Below are 25,567 nucleotides of genomic sequence, written 5' to 3'. Positions count from 1 at the left end.
GATTAAATGAAATTGGAAATTGGAAATTTTCATGTAAAAGATATTGTATTCGGCAGGGAGACGACATTTAAAGAGGGGATTTTGACTGTGAATGAGAAGGAGGCCATTGAGGCGCTCAATCCAGAAGGCAACTTAAAAGAAGTGGAACTACAGATAGTACATCCGGGAGAAAACGCCCGAATCCTGCCAATCAAGGACATTGTAGAGGCGAGGATGAGACCAGACGGGCGCGCGGTATTTCCCGGATATACTGGGGGAATGGAGCGGAGCGGTTCGGGACAAATTTACGCTCTCAAGGGAATGGCGGTCACTGCGGTCGGAGAGTATGCGGGATGCGGCGACGCCATGCTGGACATGGATGGAGAAGCGGCGGGACTGACACATTTCTCAAAACTGATTCACCTGTGCTTTACTGCTAAGAATGTGGATCCGTCAGAGGACAATGATGCGACTTTTAAGAAGAACCTGCATTACCGCTTGGGAGCACATCTTCTTGCAGAGTATATAGGCAGGGCTGTGACAGGACAGATGCCGGAAGAATGGGAAGTCTATGACGACGCTGCCACGACATCATCGGAACTGCCGCGGACTGCTCTGGTACTCCAAGTGTCTGCGGCCATGGGGGAAGGACTTGTCACACGGCTATACGGGCAGGATGCGGTTCAGCTTGTTCCGCCGATGCTGCATGCAAATGAAATTTTAGACGGGGCATTATGCGGAGACACGCTGTTCTTCGGGTCAATGAAATTGTATACATATGATTATCAAAATTTACCACTGATTAAGGAACTTTATGCCGAACATGGAAAATCACTGAATTTTGCGGCAGTGTTCCTTGATGTCAACCCGCCTGTCGCTGATTTGAAGACACGTGCTTCTGAGCGTATTGCGGTCATGGCGGAGATGATGAATATAGATGCGGCAATTGTAGTAAATACGGCGAATGGACACAGTGAGATTGATTTCTTCACAACTATTATCAAGCTGGAAGAAGAGGGCATAAAATGCGTCGGGCACTGCATGGAAAGTCCGGGGCATGGCGGAGGCATGCAGTCAAAGATTATGCTGGATGAACGCGTAGACGCAGTCATATCCACCGGTGCGGACCATGTCATCCTAAACCTGCCTGCCAAAGAACGTATTGTCGGCCACTTGGGGACAATCGGACGAGATCCTTATCCTGGCGCATGGGCATATGACCCGGAATATGGCCCTTCCTTACATGAGGATGGCTCTTTGGTCATAGACTCATTGATGATTGCGGGACATGATGGCAATGCGGGCTGGTCGAACAAAGTGTGCATGAGCTACTAAAGGAGGGTGAGCGAAATGAAAAAAGTTATCATGTATCTGAATCAATTTTATGGCGGAGTAGGGGGAGAAGAAAAAGCGGATTATGAGCCAGAGCTTGTGGAAGGCACAGTCGGCCCTTCGATAGCTTTGAGCGAGATGCTGGAGGAAGGAAAGGTTATTTATACCATTATTTGCGGCGACGGGTATATGGCCAGCCACACCGAAGCGGCGCTGGACAAAATCGGGGAACTTCTGGAGGGGGTAGAATTCGATTTATTAGCGGCCGGTCCGGCATTCATGTCTGGACGCTATGGGGTGTCTTGCGCCGAAGTCTGTAATTATATCCATAAACGCTATCAAAAACCAACGGTCACCTGTATGTATGAAGAGAATCCCGGAAGGGAGCTCTGCCAGCAGGACAAGGATATGTATATTGTGAAAGGGCACAACAATGGGGCCGGGATGCGCAAAGATTTAAAGCAGATGACAAATCTTTCTGATAAGCTCATGAAAGGCGAAGAAATTCTGTGGGCTGAAAAAGAGGGATATTTTCCAAGAGGATTCCGCTGGCAGATAGTACTCCCTGAAGAACGGACATCCGCAAAACGGGCGGTTGATATGTTAAAGAAAAAGATAGCCGGAGAGGACTATCATACGGAGCTTCCCATCAGTGTGGAAGAAAAAATTCCCATTGCTCCTCCGAGGGACGGGGCTAAATCAAGGGTTGCATTCGTGTCAACAGGCGGCTTAGTGCCGATCGACAATCCAGACCATATTCCGTCGGCGTCGTCTACTCGTTTTGGGCGCTATGACTTATCCGGCCAGACCGTACTGAAGCCGGGAGAGTGGAAGAGTGTGCATGGAGGATATGACCAGTCCTATGCCAATGAAGAACCCATGCTGGCAATGCCCCTTGACGCACTGCGGAGATTGGAGAAGGAAGGGAAAATCGGTTACCTGCATCCATGGTTCTATACTACGACAGGCAATCAGACAAACCGGGTAAATTCAGTGCGTATGGCAAAGGAGATTGTGGAGTATTTAAAAGCAGACAATGTCGATGTCGTTATATTTGGCTCTGCATGAGGCACCTGTACTCGTTGCGGTGCAATGATGGTGAAAGAAATAGAACGCGCAGGCATTGATGTCGTACATGTTGCCAATATGACGGCGGTATCGAAAAGTATAGGCGCGAACCGTATATTGAAAGCCTACTCTATACCGGCGGCCATGGCAGACTTGAATGCCACACCGGCAATTCAGCGGCAGCAGCGCTATAATCTGATGAGCCGTGCGCTGGAGATTTTAAATACAGACATAAAAGAACAAACGGTATTTGAATAAGCAAATTTATGAGATGGGGAATAAGGGGGACAACAATATCAAAACTTGGTGTCCCCCTTTTCAAAGTTAATCCATGGGGCCAAAGATTTGATTGGCGTTTTTGACTTCTCCGATAAAACCATAGGCAGTGCATGATATCTGCAGTTTCATAAATTCTCTTGGATTGTCAAAATCAATCCCGAACTGCTCCCGTAAAATATTGATGCGGTGATACAGCGTATTTCGGTGGATATAGAGTTTGCTGGCTGTCTCTGAGAGCCTTAAATTATTGTATACATAAGCGCTCAAAGTCTTTAAATATTCGGTTCCGTGCTCCTGATCGTACCGCTCAATATTTACCACATTCGGATGGCAGAAGGAACGGTAAGGAATCCCTTTTTGGAACGCCATTTCAAGAAGGTGGCTCAAGATTAAATCCTCGTATCGGCAGAAACGGATTTCTTTACCGGATATATACTGCCGGAGGGACGGAGCGGTGATACTTTGTTCAAACGCTGTTCTCAGAAGGGAATAATCTAAAAAGCCGTTGCTCATTCCGGCGTACATATCATTTTCCTTCAGGAAGAGAAGCAGCTTAGGGTAGGTCTGTTCGCTGATACGTTTATGTATCTGACAGCCGACAATCGCGAAAAAATAATGATTATATTCATAGACTTCTTCTTTCAGGATAGTCTGCAGTGTGTCGCGCATAAAGATTAATTTTTTATCGGTGTTGATTTTGAAGGACAACACAAAGTATTTATCGTGTTCTGGGAAATTAAGTTCTTTTTGCTTTTGCTTAGCGGTTACCGCGTCTATACTATGAAGCTGTAATAATTCAGTCAAATACTGCTGACGTTTAGATATGGGCGTACGGCTGGATGAAAAGCCTTTACAATTTGACAGGATTTTGCTGATTTCATGTAGAACATCGGATATGCCTTTGATGTTGCCCGCACCTTCCCACGCGGAAGAAAGGATATACCCGAGCAGCTTTCCATTATTATTAATCGGCGCAAGTACCGCGTCATAGGGACATATATGATTGGCAGGGAGATAGGTTATGCTGGTATCTTTCCCGATAATATTATTGGCCGATATCGAGCCAAGAAAACGTTTTGCTTCGTTTTTACCACTAAATGCAAGCAGGGAAAATTGTTCATCAAGAAGGAAGATTGTTGTGTTAAGGAGGGCACGGCAGGTATCAGAAATGTGCTGTAAAGAAACATTGTTCAAGACTTTTTGGTTCAGATGATTTAATTCAGAAGTTATCTGATAGTCTCTGGAAATGGAGCAGCGCAGCTGTTTCAAGATAATGGGAATGTCACTGGACGATGCATAGAGGACGTTACCCGGCGAATCTTTAGAGGCATAGGCGTCTGTCACATAAAGGATGTCCGGGGTCATGGTTTCTGTGTCTTCCAGCTTCTCTGCCGCATAGACTTCGATATCAGTAGAACCATAAAAGTAATAATTAATGCCGCTGTCCAGAGTCAGTAGAAGTTTTTCAATTGTCATGGTTATACCTCCTGTTATATAGATTTTCAATAAAAAGTATAACATATATAACATACCAATCAACACCCATTGACCCAAGATTGTACATTATGTGCACGACACACAATAAATATGTCGTTGATGCCCAATAAAGCGGATTTTGAAAAATGTTATAATTATTTTAATTCGACAAAAAAAGACATGCGCAATGAAGAGGAGGGATAGCATGCGGTTTGGAGATGTGCCAGCAATAGATTTTGTTGTGATATTGCTATTTTTGACGGTGATTATAGGAATTGGCGCAAGGGCGTCAAAAAAAATGAAGACTGCCAGAGATTTTACTACTGCAGGTCAGAAGTTATCCTGGTTCACTTGTACTGGAAGCTGTATTGCCAGTGCGATCGGGGCAAATGTTGTCATTGGAAAATATGAGGTTATTCTGGAAAGCGGAGTATCAGGAATCGTCGCAAGCTGGTTTTGGTGGATCGGCTGGCTGTTTCTCTTGCTTCTGGCCAAACCTTTGCGTGCGTCTGGAGCATATTCCATTCCAAACTTTCTGCAGATGAGGTATGGAGAAAAAACGAGAAAAATTGGTGCGGTATGCGTTCTTATTTCCACAATATCGCTTACGGCGGCACAATTTCTGGCGGTTGGAAATGTTCTGGAAGCTCTGGGGATATGTGGACGTAAGACCGGTGTGTGGATCAGCGCGGTTATTATTGTTCTATTTACTGTGTTCAGCGGTCTATGGGGAGTTGCGATTACGGATACCTTTCAAGCTGTATTTCTGTTGATTGCGTTTGGAATTATTTTCCCCATAGCAGTTTTCCGGACAGCAGGCGGATGGGACCCTATTGTGGCAAGCCATACCGCAGAGGAACTCTCATTCTTTCGGGGAATGGCTCCAATCACTATGGCCGGCTGGTTTTTTTATCATATTTTCGCGACCGGAGCCGACCCTGTATTTGCGCAGCGTATCTTTTCGGCAAAAGATACAAAGACGGCGGTCAGCAGTCAATTTGCGGCGTGGCTGGTCACTATATTTGTGACCGGAATCATCTGTGCGCTCCCTGCGTTGGCTATCCAAACTATATTTCCCGAGATGACGGTGGGCAGCCAGTTTACGCCCAAATTTCTTCTCACATATATGCCGCCGGTGATTCGGGGGCTGATGCTTAGTTTCCTGCTCAGCATGATGTTGACCTCCGGTGACAGCCAGTTGCTGACACTGACTTCCACAATCATGGATGACATGATACGGCCAAGGCTGAAAAAGGATACAAGTGAAAAGAAGATTATGGTTCTCAATCGGGTTTCGTGTATCGCAGCGGCCTGTCTGGTATGTATTATGGCATTGTATTTCGGAAAAGTATACCAGTGCCTCAAGACCGGAGGCAGTGCGTATGGCGCGGGGATATTTATTCCTCTTGTGCTGGGATGCTTTTGGAAGAAGGCCAATGTAAGTGCGGTCAATATTGGCATGCTGTCGGGCTTGATCGTGTCTTTTGGATTTGACTTGTTTTTAAAGATCCCACTGGGGCTGCAGCTGGACGGCGTCATTCTAGGGGGAATTCTGTGTCTTGTTATCTGTGTGGGCGGCTCTTTATTATGGCCGGAACAGGCTAAATAATACTGCTTTCCGAGGCACTTGACAGTTTGAGGGATTTGTATTAATGTAATAGTACAATAAAGGCTTCAAAAAGGACAGGTGAGATGATATGAAGGTATTTATAATCTTGGCACTTATTATAGCAATTACACTGATTTCCTTTTTGGAGAGAGTGGCAAACAACAAAAGGATGAAACTCCAGTTAAAAGAGAGCTATGGCAAGAAGGCCGACGGCAGCATCGAAGAATTTGACCGCAGAGAGTTGGCGGCGCTTTACTATAATGTCATAAAGAAAACGATTCCCGAGGACGAGCTGTTAGATGATATCACATGGGATGACTTGGAGATGGACAATATTTTCTGCCGTATGAACACGACGAAATCTTTCATCGGAGAGCAGGTACTTTTCGCCGCGCTGCACAGACTGCCCAAGGAGAAGAACTGGCTTTATGAGCGGGAGAAAATCATCAAGTATTACGATGAGCACCCGGAGGAACGGGTAGAAGCACAGGCCCGGCTCCTTCAGCTTCGAAAAGAAGACTACAATTACTATATTCCGGTATTCATGGATACGCTGGAGTCACAGAGACTTCCCTTTACGAGCCTCTGTAGAATACTGCAGATAACCCTTGTCCTTCTCATGCCGGCGGCGGTCATTACAATGAATCCGGTTCTTGTGACCGCGGCGGCCGCTAATTTTCTTATAAATATTGCGATTTATGCCATGGGGAAGAATAAATACGAACTTTTACTGGAATCACTCTACGCGATGATACGCACGGTGAAGACAGCGGACGTACTGTGCTGTGCGGATGATTTGGAGTGCATGGATGTAAAGGATAATCTTAAAAAGCTGGAGAAGGTTAAAAAGCTGGTTTCGATTTTAGAGAGAAAAAAACAAGGCAGTGTTGCCGGAGATATTCTGGCGCTTATATATGACTATATTATTGGGGCATTTCTGTGGGACTTTACCATATATGATAAACTGATCCGCCTTCTTTCGGGACGGCAGCGGGAATTCATGCAGGTATATAGATATGTAGGGGAGCTTGATTTGAGCATAGCGGTCGGTTCTTTCCGCCGGAGCCTGCCTTTCTGGTGTGAGCCGGAGTTTAGTGAAAAGCAGTTTTCTATGGAAGGAATCTGCCACCCCTTGATCGAGGACGCAGTAGAGAACAGTTTTACCATGGAAAAAAATATGATTCTGACCGGCTCCAATGCGTCAGGTAAATCAACCTTTGTAAAAGCGGCGGCAATCAATATCATTCTTGGCCAGTGCATACATACCTGTACGGCAAGAAGCATGGTGCTTCCCAATGCTGGAGTGCTTACTTCGATGGCGGTGAGAGATGACATTTTGTCGGGGGAGAGCTACTATATCAAGGAAATTAAATATTTACAGAGAATGATTGAGAAAAGCAGCGGAGAGCGCATGGTATTCTGCGGCATCGATGAAATTCTACGCGGGACAAACACAATGGAACGTGTGGCAGCGTCGATTGCGATTCTAAGTTATTTGTGTGAAAAGAATTGTATGGTGATGGTCGCTACTCATGATCTGGAACTGGCGACTGCGCTGGATGGGCCTTGCGATAACTATTATTTCTGTGAGTCGGTGCAGGACGGGGACGTCGTATTCGATTATAAACTGCGGAAAGGAATCAGCAATACACAAAATGCAATCCGGCTTCTGGAGGCAGTTGGGTTCCCGGCAGAAATTATAGCGGAGTCCAAAAAGAGATGTGGGATGGAATCATAGCGAGAAGATTGAAAAGAGGGACCTTGCGGGCAAGGTCCCTTATTGCGTATATTTTTTCCGGAACATCTCGAATAGCTCCCGCTTTATGGAATGGGCCAGCGTACTCCTTTTTGCGACTAATTCTACCGGCACATGAGAATCCAATGCTTTCAGCATGATAACCGTACCCTCCGCCAGCTCTTTTTGATACCGGGCTGTTCCCACAACACCGATGCCGCCGTACTGTAAGACGCTTTTATAGATTACTTCCGGGCTGTTGCACTCTACTACATGAGGGTGCTCCAGCTCTTTTTGGAAAAAGTGGTAATTGAGCTTTCTGAAATGATGGACGAAAATCGGATAACGCTCCATGATAGTATCCTTATCAGAGTCCTTATCATACACATCCTTTGACATTAATAATCCCACATCTTCATATCCCAAAAGACACCGCTCGTATTCATCTGATATAAAATAGTCGGCGATAATGGCGAAGTCGACGCTGTCTTCCTGAAGCTTTTTATAATTCTCCTCCATGTCCGAAGTGCTGATCGTCACCTTAATATCAGGGTACCTTTGATAAAGGCTGTGAAATACCGGCATAAAATAGCTGTAGCAGTGCTGTTCCAGCCCGGCGACGCTCATAGAGCAGTGAGAATAATCTTCCAGCCTGACTTCCTTCAAGATAGAGTCATACTCAAATAACACTTTCTTGGCGTAATGATAGAGGCATTCACCTGCGGCGGTCAGCTGGCTTTTATTGTTCTCAAAGAGGCGTACTTGAAATTCCTTTTCCAGTGCTTGTATATGTTTGGTCACAGAGGATTGTGAGTAGTTCAAATGCATAGAGGCTTTGATGACTCCGCCTTTTTCAGCAAGAACGACAAATGTCTGTAAATGTTTTAAATCCATCTTTTTCTCATTCCTTCTCTATATAGATATGTTTATCCCATACAAATGATTATAACGAGTAAAGAAGATTAATTCAACTGTATGCTCTTTTATTTACCCTGTCTCATCGGCGGATTATTCCGGAAAGGAAATTGTGTTTTACAAAATGGAAAATTCTATTTACAAAAAGTGATTATAATAGGGAACGAAATAAAAGTTGGAGGTATTCATATGAAAAAAGTTGAAGAATTAAAAAAGACATTTGACCACGCTCTTCTTAAAAATAGTGAAACTGCGCATGCGCTGAATTCTAATCTGGCCAATCATCCTGAGATATCTGGGGAGGAGTATCATTCCTGTAAAGAATATGTACGCCTTTGCCGCGAGAAGGGGATGGAGACAGAAGAAGAGTTTTGTGGACTTCCCACTGCTTTCAAGGCAGCGGCTGTACGCAGGGAGAAACCAGAAGCCAGATTTGCACTGCTGGCGGAATACGATGCTCTTCCCCAGCTAGGCCACGGGTGCGGGCACAGTGCCAGCGGAAGCCTGAGCCTTCTGACTGCGTTCGCCCTTTGCGATATGGCTGAAGAATTGAATATTGATATTGATTTGATTGGAACGCCGGATGAGGAGCTGCACGGATTGAAAGCCGAGATGGTGAATCAGGGTGTCTTTAAGAAATATGATTTTGCCATGATGATTCATATGAATTCGGATGTCACTTACCCGGCCTTAGACTTCCTTGCCCTTGGAGGCTACCGTGTAAAATTCCACGGACAGACGGCACACGCCTCCGCATCGCCGTGGGAAGGTCGCAATGCCTTGAACGCGGCTGGGTTAACGGTTCAGGCGCTGGATATGATGCGTCAGCAGGTGAAGCCAGATACAAGGATATCTTATTATTATGTAAACGGTGGGGAAGCATCGAATGTAATCCCTGACTATGCGGAATTAGAGATTCTTTTAAGAAATTCAAAACGAAGTTATCTGAATCAGGTAGTGGAAAGAATGCGCAACTGTGTAAAGGGCGCGTGTCTGGCAACGGATACGACCTACGAGATTGAAACGATCGGCTACGAATATTCCGACATGCTTCAGAACCAGACGGGAATCGAGACCATATGCTCAGTCATGGATGAGTTGCATGTGCCTTATAAGATGGATGACCATTCTATGATGGGAAGCTCCGACATCGGCAATGTCAGCTATGAATGCCCGGCCTTTTCACCGATGCTGGCCATTTCCAATCAACATTTTGCGCTTCACACACAGGAAGTAGTAGATATTATGAAGAGCCCAAAAGCCAATGAGATTATTGACTTGGGCGCTCGGATAATGGGGTATACTGTGCTGGAAATCATGAGCGATCCACAGAAGCTGACAAAGATAAAAGAAGAGTTCAGTAAGGGAAAGGAAGATTACAATGAATAAAAAAGTTAAAAGCATTATCACAATTTTTGTTCTTGGAATGGCCGGAGGCTCCATATACTGCCTCCCGTATTTGAAATATATTTTTTATGATCAGATGATTCAGACGATGCATATTTCTGACGCCCAGCTGGGACTGATGATATCGGTATACTCGCTGGCCTGTACAATCATACAGATACCGGGCGGAATCATTTCTGACAGGGTATCTTCCAAACTGTCTATCTTCTGGTCGCTGCTGATTACATCGGGGCTTACTATTTTGTATGCGTTTATGCCATCCAATTATGGAATGTCACTGGCGATTTGGTTTGGTATGGCGTTTACAACGATTTTCTTATGCTGGCCGGCTATTATGAAGACAATCCGGTTTCTAGGCGAAGACATCGGAGGAGGCACTGCCTACGGCATATATTATGCCGTTAACGGACTGACGGGAGGCCTTGTCAACATGCTGGCGCTGCGCGTATATGGTGGTTTTGACTCACCTGACAAAGGCTTTTTCTGGGCGATTATCGTCATAGCGGCCTTTACACTGATTATTCCATTTGTATTGATGGCCCTGCTTCATGATTATAAAGAGCCGACTGCTGCCACAGCGGCAGAGAAGCCGAAAGCAGCAGATGTAAAAGCAGCGCTGATGAATCCAACTGTGTGGATTATTTCGATGACACTATTCTTTGTGTATGGTGTATATATATCCATCACCTACTTCAACCCCTACTTGACTAGTGTTTTTGGTATTTCCGAGAGCCTTTCCGGGAATTTGAGCATCGTCCGGCAGTTCTTGTTCATGGCGCTGGCTCCTCTGACCGGGCTTGTGGCTGACAAACTGTTCCATTCTACACTAAAGTGGTTCCGCGTAGGCCTCGTTATAGTATTTGCGGTTATCGGAGGGATGTATCTTATGGGCAGTTCGGCTTCAGCCACATTGATAATGGGGCTGACCCTTGTGACATCATTTTTCATGTGCGGCCTGTACAGCGTCATGTTCTCTATTATAGGGGAATGCAATGTACCGGCAAAAGTGGCGGGTACGGCAATCAGTATCGTGTCTGTGGTCGCGTATATTCCGGATATGTTTATTCATACCATGTACGGAAAGTTCATAGACACATACGGAAAACAAGGTTACTCTTATATATTCATTATTATGCTGGTCATGTGTGTACTTGGATTTCTAGGTATCAGTTATCTTGTGGCAAGAAAGAAAAATATGGAAAAGAACACATCAGCAGTGAAAGAACATGCTGCGGCGTAGAAAAATTATTATACACAAAAACAAAAATACGGATATCAGTATCCGTATTTTTGCTTGTCATTACATAGGTTATTTCTTATTCTTCGGGTTTTTCCACAGCCAAAGGCCGGCAACGATTCCTGCTATGTATAGGATGTTCACGAGAATAGTAGGGTTGTCCCGCAGAAGATAGACGACCGCAACTACGGCTGCCAGTGACACCGTCAGCTGAAAGGCGCAGAAAAGCCGTTTTTCCCGGGTCTCTTTGAGTTGTCTGTCCAGTTCGCTGCGTGTCTGCTCCAGTGCAAGATATTCCATCAAATCTTCTTTGTCCAGCTGAGAAAAAATCCATTCGTCTCTTGAAAATTCTTTCTCTTCGTGTGGCTTATAGTGTAAAAATTTATGCATCGGTTTTTCTTCACTGGGGAACACGTAAGGCTCTTCCGGTTCTTCGAAATCAGGAATTGCGTCGGCAACTTCCTCCGGAGTCGGTTCACTGGAAGGGGAAGCATCACTTTCCTCTTCGGCAGCGGATTCCATAACTTTATCGTCGAGTTCTTCTTTCTCAAGGATTTCTACTTCAGACACAGATCGTACCTCCATTTTGTTTGTAGTGCTACTACATTTATCATAACAGCTTTTCCCTCAAAATTCAACAAACCGCACAAACATAACCTGTAATTACCTTGCTATAATCGTATGGATACAAACGTACCGTCGGACGCCTCCACATGGACAAACTCAAGTCCTTTGTGTTCTTTCAGAATATCCAGACATTCACTTAGTATCATGCTGACGGTATCTTTTGTCAGCAAGGCATCATAAGGGGCGGGGACATTTGTCCTCATTTGGACGAACAATCTGTCGGGAAGCAGTTTGACCACGAAGCCAATCATTCCAATCGGGACCGGCATGGAAAAGTGTACATCCTTTGTTCGGATTTTTACTTTCATACAGGCTCCTTTTACTTATCGACAAATATTCTTACTGTCGTGCCGTCGGTGGCTTCTACATTGACAAAATCGCCTTCCATCTCATCCTCCAGACATTCTGATACCGCGTCCATCATGCTGGAGAGGTCTATGCCCTGCAGCTGGTTTTCGGGAATGGGAAGTTTGCCGGTCACTTTTAATATCTTTTTTATGGCGCCCACAGGAAATTGTACTTTTACTTTGTCGCCAGTGACACTGTCCACTATAATACGGAACATCTTTTTGTCATAATTGCTTTTCACGATGACATCCTGCTCCGCCGGAAGCTCCACATTCATGGCAGACATCAGTTCAGCCGCCTGCTCTGCGTTAATAGTTCCTTCTTCCACCATCTTTAAAATTCTTAACTTTTCATCCATAATCAATACTCCTTCTTTAATTGGGCAATCGCCTGTTCGGCTGTGATTGTTCCGCTCTCCAGCGCCTTCAATATTTCCTCCCGTTTTGCAGCCTGTTCGTCTGCGCCGGCGTCATAGCCTAGCTTTTTGATAACAGCGTCCAGTTTAGAGCGTACGGTGGGATAGGATATGCCGAGTTCTTTTTCCACTTCTTTGATATTGCCTCTGCAGCGGAGGAATGTCTCGGTAAAGTACAGCTCTTCTTCAGAAAGATAATCAAATTTGCTGAGTCTGAAATTATTTTCGATTACAGTGTCGCAGGAATCACATTTTAATCTGGCTACGGTCAGCTCACCGTCGCATACCGGACAGCGGCTAATAATCTTTTTCATCCAATCACTCCCTTTCTGATTCTAAATATAATACCAAAGCTTAAAAATGTCAATATATAAATTAATATATTTAATTAAAATATTTAAAATATTAATTATTGAGTTTAAATTGTGATTGTTAAGTTGGGGATAGCGCCGGAGCCGGTTTTGATGTATTATAACCATATGACAATATACAAGAATCAAAAGATCATACAATGCATGCTTGCACGCAATTGAATGATTTGAGGATTCAAAAATATGATATGAAGAGAGGAAAAAAGCAAGATGGAAGTAAAGAATGAAATCGTGAAATCTTTGGCGGCAGGGGAAGAGGTGTTTTGGTTAAATCCAAAGATGGAACTCCTCACGGAGGAAAGAGCGGGACAGGAGCTCTCGATGAAGGACATTGAGGAGGCTGAGCAAAGGCTTGCGCGGTTTGCCCCTCTTATTATGAAGTGCTTTCCGGAGACGAAGGACAAAGGAGGCTTGATTGAGTCTGTGCTGACTCCCATACCGGAGATGCAGAAGCTTCTGAATGAAAAGTATCACGCCGGGATAAAAGGGAAATTGATTCTGAAGCAGGACAGTCATCTTGCAATCGCCGGCTCGATCAAGGCACGGGGCGGTATTTATGAAGTGTTAAAACATACCGAGGAGCTGGCGCTGGCCCATGGACTTATAACAGGAAAAGGCGATTATGAAAGGCTGGCCTCTGAGGAGAACCGCCGCTTTTTCAGTGAATATACTATTCAAGTAGGTTCTACAGGCAATCTTGGCATGAGCATCGGGATTATGAGCGCGGCGCTGGGATATCAGGCGGTCGTACATATGTCTGCAGATGCGAAAGAGTGGAAGAAGAAGTTACTGCGCTCCCACGGTGTGACTGTGATTGAGTATGACTCTGATTATAGTGAGGCAGTCATACACGGGAGGAAACTTTCCGATGAGAATCCGAAGAGCTATTTCGTAGACGATGAGAATTCGAAGGATTTATTTTTGGGATATGCCGTTGCGGCTAAAAGGCTGGAAGCGCAGCTTAAGGAGCAGCAAATTACTGTGGATGGCGAACATTCTTTGTTCGTGTATCTCCCCTGTGGAGTAGGCGGCGCGCCCGGCGGTATTACATTCGGATTAAAGCAGCTGTTCGGCGACAATGTACACTGCTTCTTTGTAGAACCTGTACAGGCTCCGAGCATGCTTCTGGGCATGGCGACAGGACTCCATAATGAGATTTCGGTGCAGGATATCGGCCTTACAGGAATGACCCATGCGGATGGTCTGGCTGTAGGACGCCCTTCCGGTTTTGTGGGAAAGGTGATGGAGCCGCTGCTTGGAGGAATTTTCACCGTCAAGGACGGCCGTCTGTATGAGTATATGCGCGACATGCTGGAGACGCAGGATATCTTTTTGGAGCCCAGTGCCTGCGCCGCTTTTGCAGGGCCGGCCTTCATCAATAACAAAGAAGAGGCAGGGCGCTACATAGCCGAGCAAGGGCTCACGGATAAGATGGATAAGGCGGTACATATTGCCTGGGCGACGGGAGGCAGTCTGGTACCACAGGAAATCAGAGAGGCCTACAAAAACACATATCTGGACGTAGAGTAGGAAGATTATCCCATTGTATAGTGGTATTTTTTCCGCCTTGTTACGAAGAAATAGACGGATAGGAATATCGTCATAAATTCAGCCGCCGGCACGGACAGCCAGATTCCGGTGACGTCTAGAAATTTGGGCAGCAGCAGGATATTTGCCACAATAAAGATAAAGGTTCTGGCAAATGAGATGCCCGCTGAGACGGCGCCGTCTGAAAAGGCGGTGAACATGGAGGAAGCAAAAATATTGACTCCCGCAAACAAATAGTTGAAAGAAAAAAGAAAAAATCCACTCTTGGCAATCTCGTAGGTGGAAGTGCTCCTCGGCGTAAAGATTTCCACAATATAAGGGGAAGACAGCAGGGCGAGCAGTGTTACTATGATAGAAGAACTCACCACAAATCCAATACAAATCTTAAATATCCGTCTGAGAAGGGGCAGGTTGTTCCGGCCATAATTGTAACTGATGACCGGGGCGACGCCCATCGAAAATCCCATATACATCGCGTTAAATAGAAATTGCCCATAGAGGACAATGGTCATGGCGGCCACGCCGTCTTCCCCCAGAAATTTAAGCATCACAATATTGAACAGGTAGGTCACAATCGCGGTCGATATATTGGTGACCATCTCGGAAGAGCCGTTGGAACAGCTCTTGGTAAGTGTGCGGCCTCTGAAGCGTGGCTTTACAAAATGAAGCGATTCCCTGCTGAGGGAAAAGTATAAGAGGCCTGCGATTGTGGGAATCAGCTGTCCCATGCCGGTAGCGAGGGCAGCGCCCCTGATACCCATGTTGAGAGGGCCCATCAGCAGATAGTCGAGTATCACATTGGCGACTCCACCGGAGATGGTAAGGATTAGCCCGAGCTGGGGCTTTCCTGCCGCCACAAAAAAAGTCTGGAATAAGAGCTGTAAAATACAGGCCGGTGTAAAGTACAGAAGAATGCTCAGATAGGCCTCGCAGTTGGCTGTCAAAACATCGGTGGCGCCAAGGGCGCGTACAATAGGTTCAATCCCCAGATTGCCGACGAGCATGATTACAAATCCAAGTATCGTAGATACAAGGACGATCAGAGAAAAATCTTCTTTGGCTTCCTGCTCCTTCTTTTCACCCAGCTTTTTTGCAATCAGCGCGCTTCCTCCGGTGGCGAACATTACGCCTACAGCAATCACCAGATTCAGCACAGGGTAGACAATATTGGATGATGAGAGCGCCTGACTGCCCAGAAAACGGGAAATAAAGATTCCATCCACAATTGTATATAATGACATGAAGACCATCATCACCATGGTCGGCAGTGCGAAACGCAGCAGGGAGAAAAATTTAAAGTCTTTAGCAATTGACGTTGACATAGTTTCATATCCTCCTTTTTACAATGTAATTTCAGTACTATCTATCATAAAGTATAGGGTTACCCTATAGTCAACCACTTTTTTGAGTTGTAAAAAAAGGGAAATACGCCTATAATATAAATAAACATATTTATAGAAATAAAAACAAGGGAGGATACAACTGGGTAATGAAAAAGGAACAACTTCTGACGATAGGAGAATTTGCTAAAATTGAAGGGGTGACAAAGCATACCCTTTTTCATTATGACAAGATAGGCTTGTTCTGCCCTGAGGCAAAGGGAAATAATGGATACCGCTATTATACGCTGGCACAGCTGGATGTGTTTGAGGTAATCATTACTCTGAGAGAATTGGACATGCCGCTTTCCCAGATTAAGGCATATCTGGATGAGCGGACGCCGGAATCTCTTGTTAGGCTCTTCGAGGATGAGCTGCAAATTATTACGCAGGAGATGCAGCAGCTGAGGCGCATGAAAGAATGGGTGGAGAAGAAGAAGAGTCTGATTCAGGCGGCAGTTGAGGTAGATATTGGGAGTATCAGTCTCATAGAACAGCCGGAAGTATATTGTGTGGTAAAGGAATTGCATGCGGAAGATGAAAAGACATGGGCGATGGAGATAGGGGAGCTGCTGAAAAAGTGCGACAAAGCCGGTGTACGGGGGATTTATGGGGTCGGTTACTGTCAAAAGCTTTCGGAGGTGCAGAAGGGAAACATCGACACCTACACGGCTTCTTACGTGATGACAGAGAAAAAGCCGCCTAAAGGATGTGCGTATATTGTGCATCCCGCAGGAACCTATTTAGTCGGTTATCATAAGGGCCGCTGGCAGACTATCGGCGAAGCCTATGAGCGGATGCTTCAGTATGCCAGCGAGAATGGAATAGCCCTTGAAGGCGTTTGTTATGAAGATTATATACTGGATGGGCTGACACAGAAAAGCGAAGAGGAATATGTGACACAGATTTCCTGCAGATGTGTCGGCCAAATAACAGAAGAGGATTGAGTGGAGGAGGAAGAATGTGAAGAAGGATACATCGCATACAATCAAACGTGCGGAGCGTTTTCAAGTCATTCTGATTGGAGAAGGACTTCTTGTGGGGGCTGTAGCCGGTTTGATTGTACTTTTATATAGAATACTTTTAGGGCAGGCAGGGATTTGGCTGAATATGATTCTGAAGTTCATAAAAGGCTCGCCAATCAAAATAGCAGGATGGTTTGGCATCCTCGTTCTGCTTGCGTTTGTCGTGGCGAAGCTTGTAGACTGGGAGCCCATGATATCAGGGAGCGGTATTCCACAGCTGGAAGGTGAGATGTCCGGTAAAATGAAACAGAACTGTCTGAGGGTGCTGCCCGCCAAATTTATGGGCGGATTCCTCTCCCTTCTGGGAGGTCTGGCGCTGGGGCGGGAGGGCCCGTCCATCCAACTTGGAGCCATGGCCGGAAAGGGGATATCCAAGGCCTTGGACAGGGGGAAGACAGAGGAGAAGTTTTTGCTGACCTGCGGAGCCAGCGCAGGACTGTCCGCCGCTTTCCACGCTCCGCTGGCAGGAGTTATGTTCTCGCTGGAGGAGGTACATAAGAATTTTTCCGTATCGGTACTGATTTCCGTTATGACGGCGTCTCTCACCGCAGATTATATTTCTTCCAATTTTTTGGGGATGGAATCGGTATTTCAATTTGATATCGGCAATGTGCTCCCCCCAAGCTATTACTGGCTCATAGTGATACTCGGTGTGATTCTGGGAATTTTGGGCGCTTTCTATAATTGGTTCACCTTGTTTGTCCAGTCACTATATAAAAAGCTGGCCGGAATCGGCACTTTTGGGAAACTTTTGATACCTTTTATGACGGCTGGAGTTCTTGGACTTGTGATGCCTCAGGTTCTGGGGAGTGGCCACAATCTGGTGGAAGCCATAACGAGCCATGAATATGTATTGGGAATGGTAGTGCTGATTTTGGCAGTTCGGTTTATATTTTCAGCAGTCAGCTTTGGCTCGGGCGCGCCGGGGGGAATATTTTTCCCGCTCTTGGTGCTTGGAGCGTTTATCGGGGGAGTCTTTGGAATGGTCGGTGTACAGTTCTTTGGTCTTGACCCCGACTATATCAACAATTTTATTCTCTTGGCCATGGCGGGGTATTTTACCGCAATTGTGCGGGCGCCGCTGACGGGAATTATCCTTATTTTTGAGATGACCGGTTCTGTCAGCCAGATGCTCTCCCTCTCTGTGATTTCCATTGTGGCGTACATTGTTGCTACGCTTATGAAGTCCAAGCCAATCTATGAAAGCCTTCTGGAACGGCTGCTGGAGAAGAATGGAATGCCGGCAGGAGAAGAGCGGGGAGAGAAGATTCTGGACCGTTTTTCGGTCATGTTCGGCTCTCCGGCTGCCAACAAAGCAATACAGGATGTGCAGTGGCCGGAGAATTGTCTTTTGGTAGCGATTCAGAGGAATGGAGAAGAGATCATCCCCAAGGGCAAGACTGTGCTGCAGCCAAGTGACGTGATTATAACGATGACAGATGAGCGTGACAGCGGCACTGTATATGAGAAAATGGAGAAAATCTGTAAAGAACATCCGGAACATCTTGTTTTGTGATGAATTTTCCCCTTGAAAAATGAAAGGGACTGTGCTACTATTGAAAAATAATTTACAAAAGTAAAGCGATGAAAGAGACTCTTGTCTTTGGAACTCGACAGAAATGCGGCGTCACCGGCTGAGAGCGCTGCTTGAGGAATAAGACGAAGGGAACACTCTGGAGCAGATTGGCTGAACTTACAGTAGGCCAATACGTCTCATGTACGTTATCACATGTCAAAGAGGTTCCTTCCTGCCCAGCAGGTGAGGAGCAATGCGGGTGGTACCGCGGATTCTAGAATATCCGTCCCGGAATACGATTGTATTCCGGGACTTTTTGTCGTTGATGAAGATAAATCAAGGTCCATCGGAATACAAGGCAGCAATGAGAAATCATAATAGCAGGAGGATTGGACACATGGAATTTTTATCAGGTTTAAAAGAGAAAGACACATGGGAACTGAGTCAGCTGACAGGAGAGAAAATAGGCTCCACGGTCAAAGTAAATGGAGCGGTACATGCGGTTCGTGATATGGGAACAGTAGCCTTTGTGATACTGAGAAAAAGAGAAGGACTGATTCAATGTGTGTATGAAGAAGGAACTGCGAGATTTGCCTTGAAAGATGTCAGAGAAGCGGCTACAGTAGAAGTAACAGGAAGGCTGGAGGCGTCGGAGAAGGCAAAGGGCGGTATCGAGATACGCATGGAGGCGATACGGATTTTGAGCATGCCGGCGGCAAGCCTCCCACTGGCCATATCCAAGTGGAAGCTCAATACTTCTCTGGAGGCAAAGCTTAACTATCGCTCTGTTTCCTTGCGCAACGTAAGGGAAAGAGCCAAATTTCAAATACAGGAGGGTCTGGTGCGAGGCTTTCGCGAGTTTCTCTATCAGCAGGGCTTTACAGAGATTCATACGCCCAAGATTGGGGCAAAGGGAGCGGAAGGAGGCTCCAACCTTTTCCGGCTGGACTATTTTCACCGCCCGGCAGTACTGGCGCAGAGCCCCCAGTTCTACAAGCAGATGATGGTCGGGGTCTTCGACAGAGTGTTCGAGACGGGGCCGGTCTTCCGGGCGGAAAAGCACAATACGAAACGTCATCTGAACGAATATACCAGTCTTGATTTTGAGATGGGGTATATCGACGGCTTCGAGGATGTGATGGCCATGGAAACCGGCTTTCTGCAGTTCGCAATGGATTTTCTTAGGGAGAACTACAAAAGTCCGCTTCAGATACTGGAGGTGTCCCTGCCGGAGACCAATCGGATTCCGGCTGTCCGGTTCGATGAAATAAAAGAAAAGGTGGCGGCCAAATATGGCCGTAAGATTAAGAATCCTTTTGACCTAGAACCGGAGGAAGAACTGCTGATCGGGCAGTACGCAAAAGAAGAATGGAAGTCCGATTTTGTGTTCGTCACACATTATCCGTCTAAAAAGCGGCCCTTTTATGCGATGGATGATCCGGAGGACGATAGATTTACATTAAGTTTTGACCTGCTTTTCAGAGGGCTTGAGGTGACCACAGGCGGTCAGCGTATACATGATTATACTATGCTGATAGAAAAGTTAAAAAAGCGGGGAATGTCAGAGGAAGGTATGGAGCAGTACCTAGATACTTTTAAACATGGAATGCCGCCTCATGGCGGGCTGGGGATTGGGATGGAGCGTCTGGCCATGCAGCTTTTGGGAGAAGAGAATGTAAGAGAGACAACGCTGTTTCCGAGAGATTTGAGCAGGCTGGAACCATAAGGCTGACGGCAGTCCCCTTGAGTGGAGGAAGGACAAAAGATGGGAAAGAGATGTTCATTATGTGGAGGTAAACTAGTAGATAACGTGTGTGTAGAATGTGGGCTGGACAATTCTAAGAGTGACGACAGTTACACATGGGGGAAAAGCACCTGCGAGACAAAACCGATGACACATGTTCACGATGAGAAGGAAGACCCCCTCGCAGAAAAAACAATGACAGAGGATGCCAGACGCGCAGCCGAGACTAAGAAAAAACAGAGGGCCGGATATGACAATAAAAGTAAGAAAAATACTCCCGCACAAATTCTTACTGTGCTGGTATTTATTGTAACTATCGGCGGCGCCGTAATTCCATGGATAGGGGAAAAGATAACCCAGTTTCAGGAACCTGAGCAGGAAGTATGGTCATCTGAGCCAGTCATGCAGCAGGACCCCTATTTTGGCATTACAAGAGAAATTCCCGAGACCGGGGAACCGTATTCCGTGACCTTGGGCGCCGGGCTGTACAAATGCGGCGTGCACATTCCCGAGGGAGTGTACCGTGTTGCGCTGGAAGGCGGCTCGGGGAGTTTGAACGTTGAAGATGAAGTGAATTATATTTCTCTGTTCTATAGTTTTGGAAGTGACTCTGAGATTGAGGAGATAAGAGAGGCGGATGATGTCCGCATTTACAAAGGGGCGCTTGTGACTATTTTAGATAATGTGACCCTGCGTTTCGAGACAGAGAATGCACAGATGGAGCTTGGCGGCATCGCCAATCCTAACACGGAGAGCCGGACACTGGAAGAGCAGTTTGTAGTCGGCAAGGACATTCCGGCCGGAGTGTATGATGTATACTGCGAGGAGGGCTCCGGCATTTTTGAGTATTATATTCCAATGGACGGATATGATTCTTATGAGGGAAAGCTTATCGGAGACAGCCAGTCCACATTTCCCCGCACCTTTAAGAATGTTGTACTGCCAGACGGCGTGGAGGTGACGATTACTGGCATGAAGGTAACGCTTACACCAAGTGAGATAATAGAGTCGGTAGATTACGATAAATTTTATTCTGATATGTAACTACTGAAGGAGGATGAAATGACAAACAAAATATCGGATGAGACAATAGATTATGTGGCAGTTCTGGCAAAGCTGGAGCTTTCGGAGGCGGAAAAGGAGAGCGCGAAGGCGGATATGGAAAGAATGCTGGATTATATAGATACGCTGAATGAACTAGACACAGAAGGGATTGTGCCTATGTCCCATGTGTTTCCCATATCCAATGTGTTCCGTGAGGACGTGGTGAAAAACGACGACAGGCATGAAGAGATGCTTGCCAATGCCCCTGAGCAGAAGGAGCAGAGTTACAAAGTACCGAAGACCATTGTATAGGAGGAGAAAAGAATGGACATCAGAAGTCTTACGGCTGTTGAACTGGGCAGGAAAATCAGGCAAAAAGAGGTAACGGTAAAGGAAGCGGTGGAGGCATATCTGACACAGATTGAGGCCGTGGATTCCGAGATAAATAGCTTCGTGACCGTTGACCGGGAAGGGGCGTTAAAGAGAGCGGAAGAAGTACAGCGGCATATAGATCAAGGAATGCTTACAGGGCCGTTGGCAGGAGTTCCGGTGGCGGTCAAGGATAATCTGTGTACAAAGGATTTGCTGACGACCTGTGCCTCCAAAATGTTGTCGGACTTTATTCCGCCTTATACCGCGGAGGCGGTGGCAAATCTGGAGAGGGCCGGGGCAGTGGTCATTGGAAAGACAAATATGGATGAATTTGCCATGGGAAGTACCAGTGAGACATCTTGGTACGGGCCTACCAAGAATCCATGGAATACAGAGCATGTACCGGGCGGTTCGTCCGGCGGCTCGTGTGCGGCCGTGGCGGCTTTTGAAGCGCCATTAGCCCTCGGGTCCGATACCGGCGGTTCTATCCGGCAGCCAAGCGCTTATTGTGGAGTGGTGGGAATAAAGCCCACCTATGGCACGGTCTCCCGCTATGGGCTGATAGCCTACGGCTCTTCCTTGGACCAAGTCGGCCCGATTGCCAGAGACGTGGCGGATTGCGCGGCGGCGCTCCAGACGCTCGCGTCTCACGATGAAAAGGACAGCACTTGCGTGGAGAGGAAGGATACGGATTTTACTGGCGCTTTGACGGCGGATATCAAGGGGATGAGAATTGGAATTCCGAAAGAATACTTTGGAGAGGGGCTGGACGAGGAAGTAAAGGCGAGGATAATGGAGGCGGCCCGGACACTGGCGGCTCAGGGGGCCGTTGTGGAAGAATTTGATCTTGCGCTGGTTCCATATGCGATTCCCGCCTATTATGTCATCGCTTCCGCGGAGGCAAGTTCCAATCTGGCGCGGTTTGACGGTGTCAAATATGGATACCGGGCGCAGGGGTACGAGGAACTCCACGGCATGTATAAAACGACACGGGCCGAAGGTTTCGGGGCAGAGGTCAAGCGCCGTATTATGCTGGGCTCATTTGTGTTAAGCTCCGGCTATTATGATGCGTATTACCTAAAGGCGCTCCGCACAAAGGCGTTGATAAAAGCAGAATTTGATAAGGTATTTGAACGGTATGATATCATATTGGCCCCTGCGGCCCCCACGACGGCTCCGAAGCTTGGAGCCAGCTTGAGCGACCCGATGAAAATGTACCTCAGCGACATTTATACAATTTCTGTCAACCTTGCGGGGCTTCCCGGAATCAGTATTCCTGTGGGGAAGGATTCCCGCGGGCTTCCGGTTGGGATGCAGTTGATCGCGAACTGCTTTGCGGAAAAGAAATTGATTCGGGCAGCGTATTCGTTTGAATGTGCGACAAATAGAAGGTATGTGGCCGGGGTCTGCTCAGGCAGATTCCAAACGCAGGAAGAAGGAGGGAAACAAGATGTCGAAACAGTATGAGACCGTGATCGGTCTGGAAGTCCACGTGGAATTGGCAACTAAGACAAAAATTTTCTGCTCCTGCAGTACGGAGTTTGGAGGGAAGGCGAATACCCATACCTGTCCAGTCTGCACCGGGATGCCGGGAGCGCTTCCCGTCTTGAACAGGCAGGTAGTGGAATATGCTATGGCAGCAGGGCTTGCCACAAACTGTAAGATTACACAGAGATGTAAATTCGACAGGAAGAATTACTTCTATCCTGATAATCCACAGAACTACCAGATATCCCAGCTCTATCTTCCGATTGCCAGAGACGGTTATGTAGAAATTGAGACGGACAGACAAAAGAAAAAAGTGCGTATTCACGAAATGCATATGGAAGAAGACGCAGGGAAGCTGGTACACGATGAGTGGGAGGACTGCTCGCTGGTCGATTATAACCGGAGCGGCGTGCCCCTTATTGAAATAGTCTCCGAACCCGATATGCGCTCCGCCGAGGAGGTCATCGCCTATTTGGAAAAACTGAGAACAATCCTTCAATACCTCGGCGTGTCGGACTGTAAGCTGCAGGAGGGTTCTATGAGAGCCGATGTCAATCTCTCGGTGAGGGAGGCAGGGAGCACAGAATTCGGGACGAGGACAGAGATGAAGAACCTCAACTCCTTCAAGGCCATCAGCAGGGCTATTGAAGGAGAGCGGATGCGCCAAATAGAGCTTCTGGAAGAGGGGAAGCCGGTTGTTCAGGAGACAAGGCGGTGGGATGACAATAAAGAATACTCATACCCCATGCGCTCCAAGGAAGACGCACAGGACTACCGGTATTTTCCAGAGCCTGATCTGACGCCGATTATCATAAGTGATGAATGGATTGCGGAAGTAAAGGCAAAAGAGCCGGAATTCCAGACCGAGAAAATAAGCCGGTATCAAGAAGAATATAAATTGCCCCGCTACGATGCAGAGATTATCACGAACTCTAAAAAGATGGCAGACTTATTTGAACAGGCCGCCGAGCTATGCGGACAGCCAAAAAAAGTATCCAACTGGCTCATGGGTGAGACGATGCGGCTCCTCAATGAAAACAACCGGGAACCAGAGGATATCCCCTTTTCCCCGGAGAATCTTGCAAAATTGGTAAATCTGACAGAGGCGGGCATCATCAACAGCTCTGTGGCAAAAGAAGTGTTTGAAAAAGTATTTGCTGAAGACGTCGACCCAGAACAATATGTAGAAGAACATGGACTGAAGACCGTCAATGACGAGGGGGCGCTCCGGGAGGTCATAGAAAAAGTGATTGCCGGCAACCCGCAGGCAGTGGCTGACTACAAAGGCGGCAAAGAAAAAGCACTCGGTTCGCTGGTAGGGCAGACCATGAAAGCAATGAAAGGAAAAGCAGATCCAGCGATGGTCAACGAGATGCTGAAGCAGTGTATGTAGGGGGATTTCTAGACTAGGATACGAAAAACAGGGAAAGTTTTCCTACCACGGCACGTTCCCGATTCCCCAATCCCGGTCACGAATTACTAGAATCCTCGAGAATATTGTCCAAGGGGACTCCATTCTCGACGATTCAAGAACTTCGGACAGTGTATCGGGGACTCTCCACTTAACGCCGTGTACGGAAATCTTTCCCTGTTTTTCTTATACTATTCAAGACGGAAATCCTCGACATTGTGTGTTGAAGAATGTTCCAGAGGTAAGGACATCGCAGTTAAGGGATGACTCGATATTGTGTGTTGTACGTTGTTCTGCGGGGTTGAATGGGGGCTGGATTCTTGATATAATTTTTATCAAACATAGGGATTGGAGAAAGTTGAATGGATAATAGTTTTATTGAGATTGCAATATATCAGGTAAAGCCAACAAAGGTTGAAGAATTTGAAAACTTGCTTAATGAGGTTGTTGCCACTCAAAAGGAACAGACAGGACTTTTGGATTTGAAATATGTCAAAAGGGAATACAATATTGACTATGCGCAGATTAGGGAGGGACTTCCGCCTCACAAACTCACTAAGATCGTAAAATGCGTAAAGTATGCTCTTGTTTGGGAATTTGACACAAAGGAGAATTATGGAAAAGCTTTGAAAGTACTTTATGAAAGATATGAGAAAGAGCTTAATCGTTGCCTGATATCTCCCCACGATAAATTGCTTGGGGGACGTATTTACTAAAAACGGCTTGTTTTCTGGCTCTTTTTGATGGAGGTGGCGATATGGGACATTTTGGTTTTTCGTATATTGGACTTGTTTTTTTGCTTATGTTATTTATACCGAACATTATTTGGACAAAGAAAATGCCGGAGGGTTATTCTGCTGATGGGGAAAATAAGGTTTTAGCTTTGTTTGAGCGGGTTGGTGAAGTGCTGGTCTGCTGCTGTTCGTTAATATTTTCGGATTTTAATTTTCACGGTTTAACGGTATGGACATGGTGGTTAGCCGCAGCAATCGCTCTGATGATTTTATATGAGATTTGGTGGATAAGATACTTTCGCAGTGAACGGAAACTGAAAGATTTTTATACCGGTATTATGTGTATTCCACTTGCGGGGGCAACATTACCTGTGATGGCATTCCTTTTACTAGGAATATACGGAAAGGTGGTCTGGATGCTGATTGCCGTGCTTGTTCTAGGAATCGGACACATTGGAATCCATCTGGAACATTATAAAAATCTGAATAAAAGCATAAAGTAACAGAA

23 protein-coding genes and 1 other annotated feature are annotated in these 25,567 nt (G+C 46.4%); of the genes, 16 read left to right on the top strand and 7 right to left on the bottom strand.

The window, feature by feature from the left end; translation table 11 throughout:
- Positions 1-6 precede the first annotated feature (6 nt).
- Both BN6465_RS15015 and BN6465_RS15010 read left to right on the top strand, forming a co-directional pair.
- A complete protein-coding gene (locus BN6465_RS15015; protein WP_066736719.1) occupies positions 7-1,314 on the top strand; it encodes a glycine/sarcosine/betaine reductase component B subunit in 1,308 nt (435 codons plus the stop codon).
- A 15-nt stretch (positions 1,315-1,329) separates the two neighbouring features.
- Positions 1,330-2,637, top strand: coding sequence for a glycine/betaine/sarcosine/D-proline family reductase selenoprotein B (locus BN6465_RS15010; RefSeq protein ID WP_199882847.1), 1,308 nt, complete (start codon positions 1,330-1,332; stop codon positions 2,635-2,637).
- Between the two features lie 66 nt (positions 2,638-2,703).
- Here BN6465_RS15010 and BN6465_RS15000 read toward each other — a convergent pair whose 3' ends face one another.
- Positions 2,704-4,134: a PucR family transcriptional regulator gene (locus tag BN6465_RS15000; protein ID WP_066736715.1), complete on the bottom strand. Its 1,431-nt coding sequence runs from the start codon at positions 4,132-4,134 to the stop codon at positions 2,704-2,706.
- A 205-nt stretch (positions 4,135-4,339) separates the two neighbouring features.
- Here BN6465_RS15000 and BN6465_RS14995 point away from each other — a divergent pair, with 205 nt between their 5' ends.
- Positions 4,340-5,743 (top strand): sodium:solute symporter family protein, encoded by a 1,404-nt coding sequence (locus BN6465_RS14995; RefSeq protein ID WP_066736713.1) that lies wholly within the window; start codon positions 4,340-4,342, stop codon positions 5,741-5,743.
- An 88-nt stretch (positions 5,744-5,831) separates the two neighbouring features.
- Positions 5,832-7,481, top strand: a complete 1,650-nt coding sequence (locus tag BN6465_RS14990) for a MutS-related protein (RefSeq protein WP_066736711.1) — start codon at positions 5,832-5,834, stop codon at positions 7,479-7,481.
- Between the two features lie 39 nt (positions 7,482-7,520).
- Here BN6465_RS14990 and BN6465_RS14985 read toward each other — a convergent pair whose 3' ends face one another.
- Positions 7,521-8,372 carry a LysR family transcriptional regulator gene (locus BN6465_RS14985; RefSeq protein ID WP_066736706.1) on the bottom strand — a complete coding sequence of 284 codons (852 nt, stop codon included), beginning with the start codon at positions 8,370-8,372 and terminating at the stop codon, positions 7,521-7,523.
- Positions 8,373-8,582: 210 nt separating this feature from the next.
- Between BN6465_RS14985 and BN6465_RS14980 the strand changes: the two genes are divergently transcribed.
- Both BN6465_RS14980 and BN6465_RS14975 read left to right on the top strand, forming a co-directional pair.
- A complete protein-coding gene (locus BN6465_RS14980) occupies positions 8,583-9,782 on the top strand; it encodes an amidohydrolase (protein WP_066738713.1) in 1,200 nt (399 codons plus the stop codon).
- Positions 9,775-11,040: an MFS transporter gene (locus BN6465_RS14975; protein WP_066736704.1), complete on the top strand. Its 1,266-nt coding sequence runs from the start codon at positions 9,775-9,777 to the stop codon at positions 11,038-11,040. Before BN6465_RS14980 ends, BN6465_RS14975 begins: the two co-directional genes overlap by 8 nt.
- A gap of 69 nt (positions 11,041-11,109) precedes the next feature.
- Here the strand turns inward: BN6465_RS14975 and BN6465_RS14970 are convergent, their stop codons facing one another.
- The 4 genes from BN6465_RS14970 to BN6465_RS14955 all read right to left on the bottom strand — a co-directional run bounded on the left by BN6465_RS14970 (position 11,110) and on the right by BN6465_RS14955 (position 12,741).
- The gene (locus BN6465_RS14970) at positions 11,110-11,607 is read right to left on the bottom strand and encodes a hypothetical protein (RefSeq protein ID WP_066736701.1); all 498 of its coding nucleotides are present in this window, start codon (positions 11,605-11,607) and stop codon (positions 11,110-11,112) included.
- 101 nt (positions 11,608-11,708) lie between these two features.
- Positions 11,709-11,972: a hypothetical protein gene (locus BN6465_RS14965; protein ID WP_066736697.1), complete on the bottom strand. Its 264-nt coding sequence runs from the start codon at positions 11,970-11,972 to the stop codon at positions 11,709-11,711.
- Positions 11,973-11,983: 11 nt separating this feature from the next.
- Complete coding sequence (locus BN6465_RS14960; protein ID WP_066736696.1) at positions 11,984-12,370, bottom strand: SHOCT-like domain-containing protein; 387 nt, start codon at positions 12,368-12,370, stop codon at positions 11,984-11,986.
- Between the two features lie 2 nt (positions 12,371-12,372).
- Positions 12,373-12,741 (bottom strand): DUF2089 domain-containing protein, encoded by a 369-nt coding sequence (locus BN6465_RS14955; protein ID WP_066736695.1) that lies wholly within the window; start codon positions 12,739-12,741, stop codon positions 12,373-12,375.
- Positions 12,742-13,008: 267 nt separating this feature from the next.
- Between BN6465_RS14955 and BN6465_RS14950 the strand changes: the two genes are divergently transcribed.
- Complete coding sequence (locus BN6465_RS14950; protein WP_066736693.1) at positions 13,009-14,328, top strand: D-serine ammonia-lyase; 1,320 nt, start codon at positions 13,009-13,011, stop codon at positions 14,326-14,328.
- A gap of 5 nt (positions 14,329-14,333) precedes the next feature.
- On the opposite strand, the gene BN6465_RS14945 is transcribed toward BN6465_RS14950, so the two are convergent.
- Positions 14,334-15,668: an MATE family efflux transporter gene (locus BN6465_RS14945; protein ID WP_066736691.1), complete on the bottom strand. Its 1,335-nt coding sequence runs from the start codon at positions 15,666-15,668 to the stop codon at positions 14,334-14,336.
- A gap of 167 nt (positions 15,669-15,835) precedes the next feature.
- Between BN6465_RS14945 and BN6465_RS14940 the strand changes: the two genes are divergently transcribed.
- The 9 genes from BN6465_RS14940 (at position 15,836) to BN6465_RS14900 (ending at position 25,562) form a co-directional block, all read left to right on the top strand.
- On the top strand, positions 15,836-16,672 hold the full coding sequence (locus BN6465_RS14940) for a MerR family transcriptional regulator (protein ID WP_066736689.1): 837 nt from the start codon (positions 15,836-15,838) through the stop codon (positions 16,670-16,672).
- A gap of 16 nt (positions 16,673-16,688) precedes the next feature.
- The gene (locus tag BN6465_RS14935; protein ID WP_066736687.1) at positions 16,689-18,266 is read left to right on the top strand and encodes a ClC family H(+)/Cl(-) exchange transporter; all 1,578 of its coding nucleotides are present in this window, start codon (positions 16,689-16,691) and stop codon (positions 18,264-18,266) included.
- A 59-nt stretch (positions 18,267-18,325) separates the two neighbouring features.
- Positions 18,326-18,560: a binding site (T-box leader), on the top strand.
- Positions 18,561-18,663: 103 nt separating this feature from the next.
- Complete coding sequence (gene aspS / locus BN6465_RS14930; protein ID WP_066736685.1) at positions 18,664-19,992, top strand: aspartate--tRNA(Asn) ligase; 1,329 nt, start codon at positions 18,664-18,666, stop codon at positions 19,990-19,992.
- Positions 19,993-20,031: 39 nt separating this feature from the next.
- Positions 20,032-21,054 (top strand): hypothetical protein, encoded by a 1,023-nt coding sequence (locus BN6465_RS14925; protein WP_066736683.1) that lies wholly within the window; start codon positions 20,032-20,034, stop codon positions 21,052-21,054.
- Between the two features lie 18 nt (positions 21,055-21,072).
- Positions 21,073-21,366 (top strand): Asp-tRNA(Asn)/Glu-tRNA(Gln) amidotransferase subunit GatC, encoded by a 294-nt coding sequence (gene gatC, locus BN6465_RS14920; protein ID WP_066736682.1) that lies wholly within the window; start codon positions 21,073-21,075, stop codon positions 21,364-21,366.
- 12 nt (positions 21,367-21,378) lie between these two features.
- Positions 21,379-22,893, top strand: a complete 1,515-nt coding sequence (gene gatA, locus BN6465_RS14915; RefSeq protein WP_082891737.1) for an Asp-tRNA(Asn)/Glu-tRNA(Gln) amidotransferase subunit GatA — start codon at positions 21,379-21,381, stop codon at positions 22,891-22,893.
- Positions 22,877-24,307: an Asp-tRNA(Asn)/Glu-tRNA(Gln) amidotransferase subunit GatB gene (gene gatB / locus BN6465_RS14910; RefSeq protein WP_066736680.1), complete on the top strand. Its 1,431-nt coding sequence runs from the start codon at positions 22,877-22,879 to the stop codon at positions 24,305-24,307. Before gatA ends, gatB begins: the two co-directional genes overlap by 17 nt.
- A 380-nt stretch (positions 24,308-24,687) precedes the next feature.
- Positions 24,688-25,041: a hypothetical protein gene (locus BN6465_RS14905; RefSeq protein WP_066736678.1), complete on the top strand. Its 354-nt coding sequence runs from the start codon at positions 24,688-24,690 to the stop codon at positions 25,039-25,041.
- Between the two features lie 41 nt (positions 25,042-25,082).
- On the top strand, positions 25,083-25,562 hold the full coding sequence (locus BN6465_RS14900; RefSeq protein ID WP_066736676.1) for a hypothetical protein: 480 nt from the start codon (positions 25,083-25,085) through the stop codon (positions 25,560-25,562).
- Positions 25,563-25,567 lie beyond the last annotated feature (5 nt).

It is taken from the genome of Bariatricus massiliensis, from assembly GCF_900086725.1.
In the GTDB taxonomy this organism is placed as follows: Bacteria; Bacillota; Clostridia; order Lachnospirales; family Lachnospiraceae; genus Allocoprococcus; species Allocoprococcus massiliensis.
This window is presented reverse-complemented; position numbering and strand designations above follow the sequence as displayed.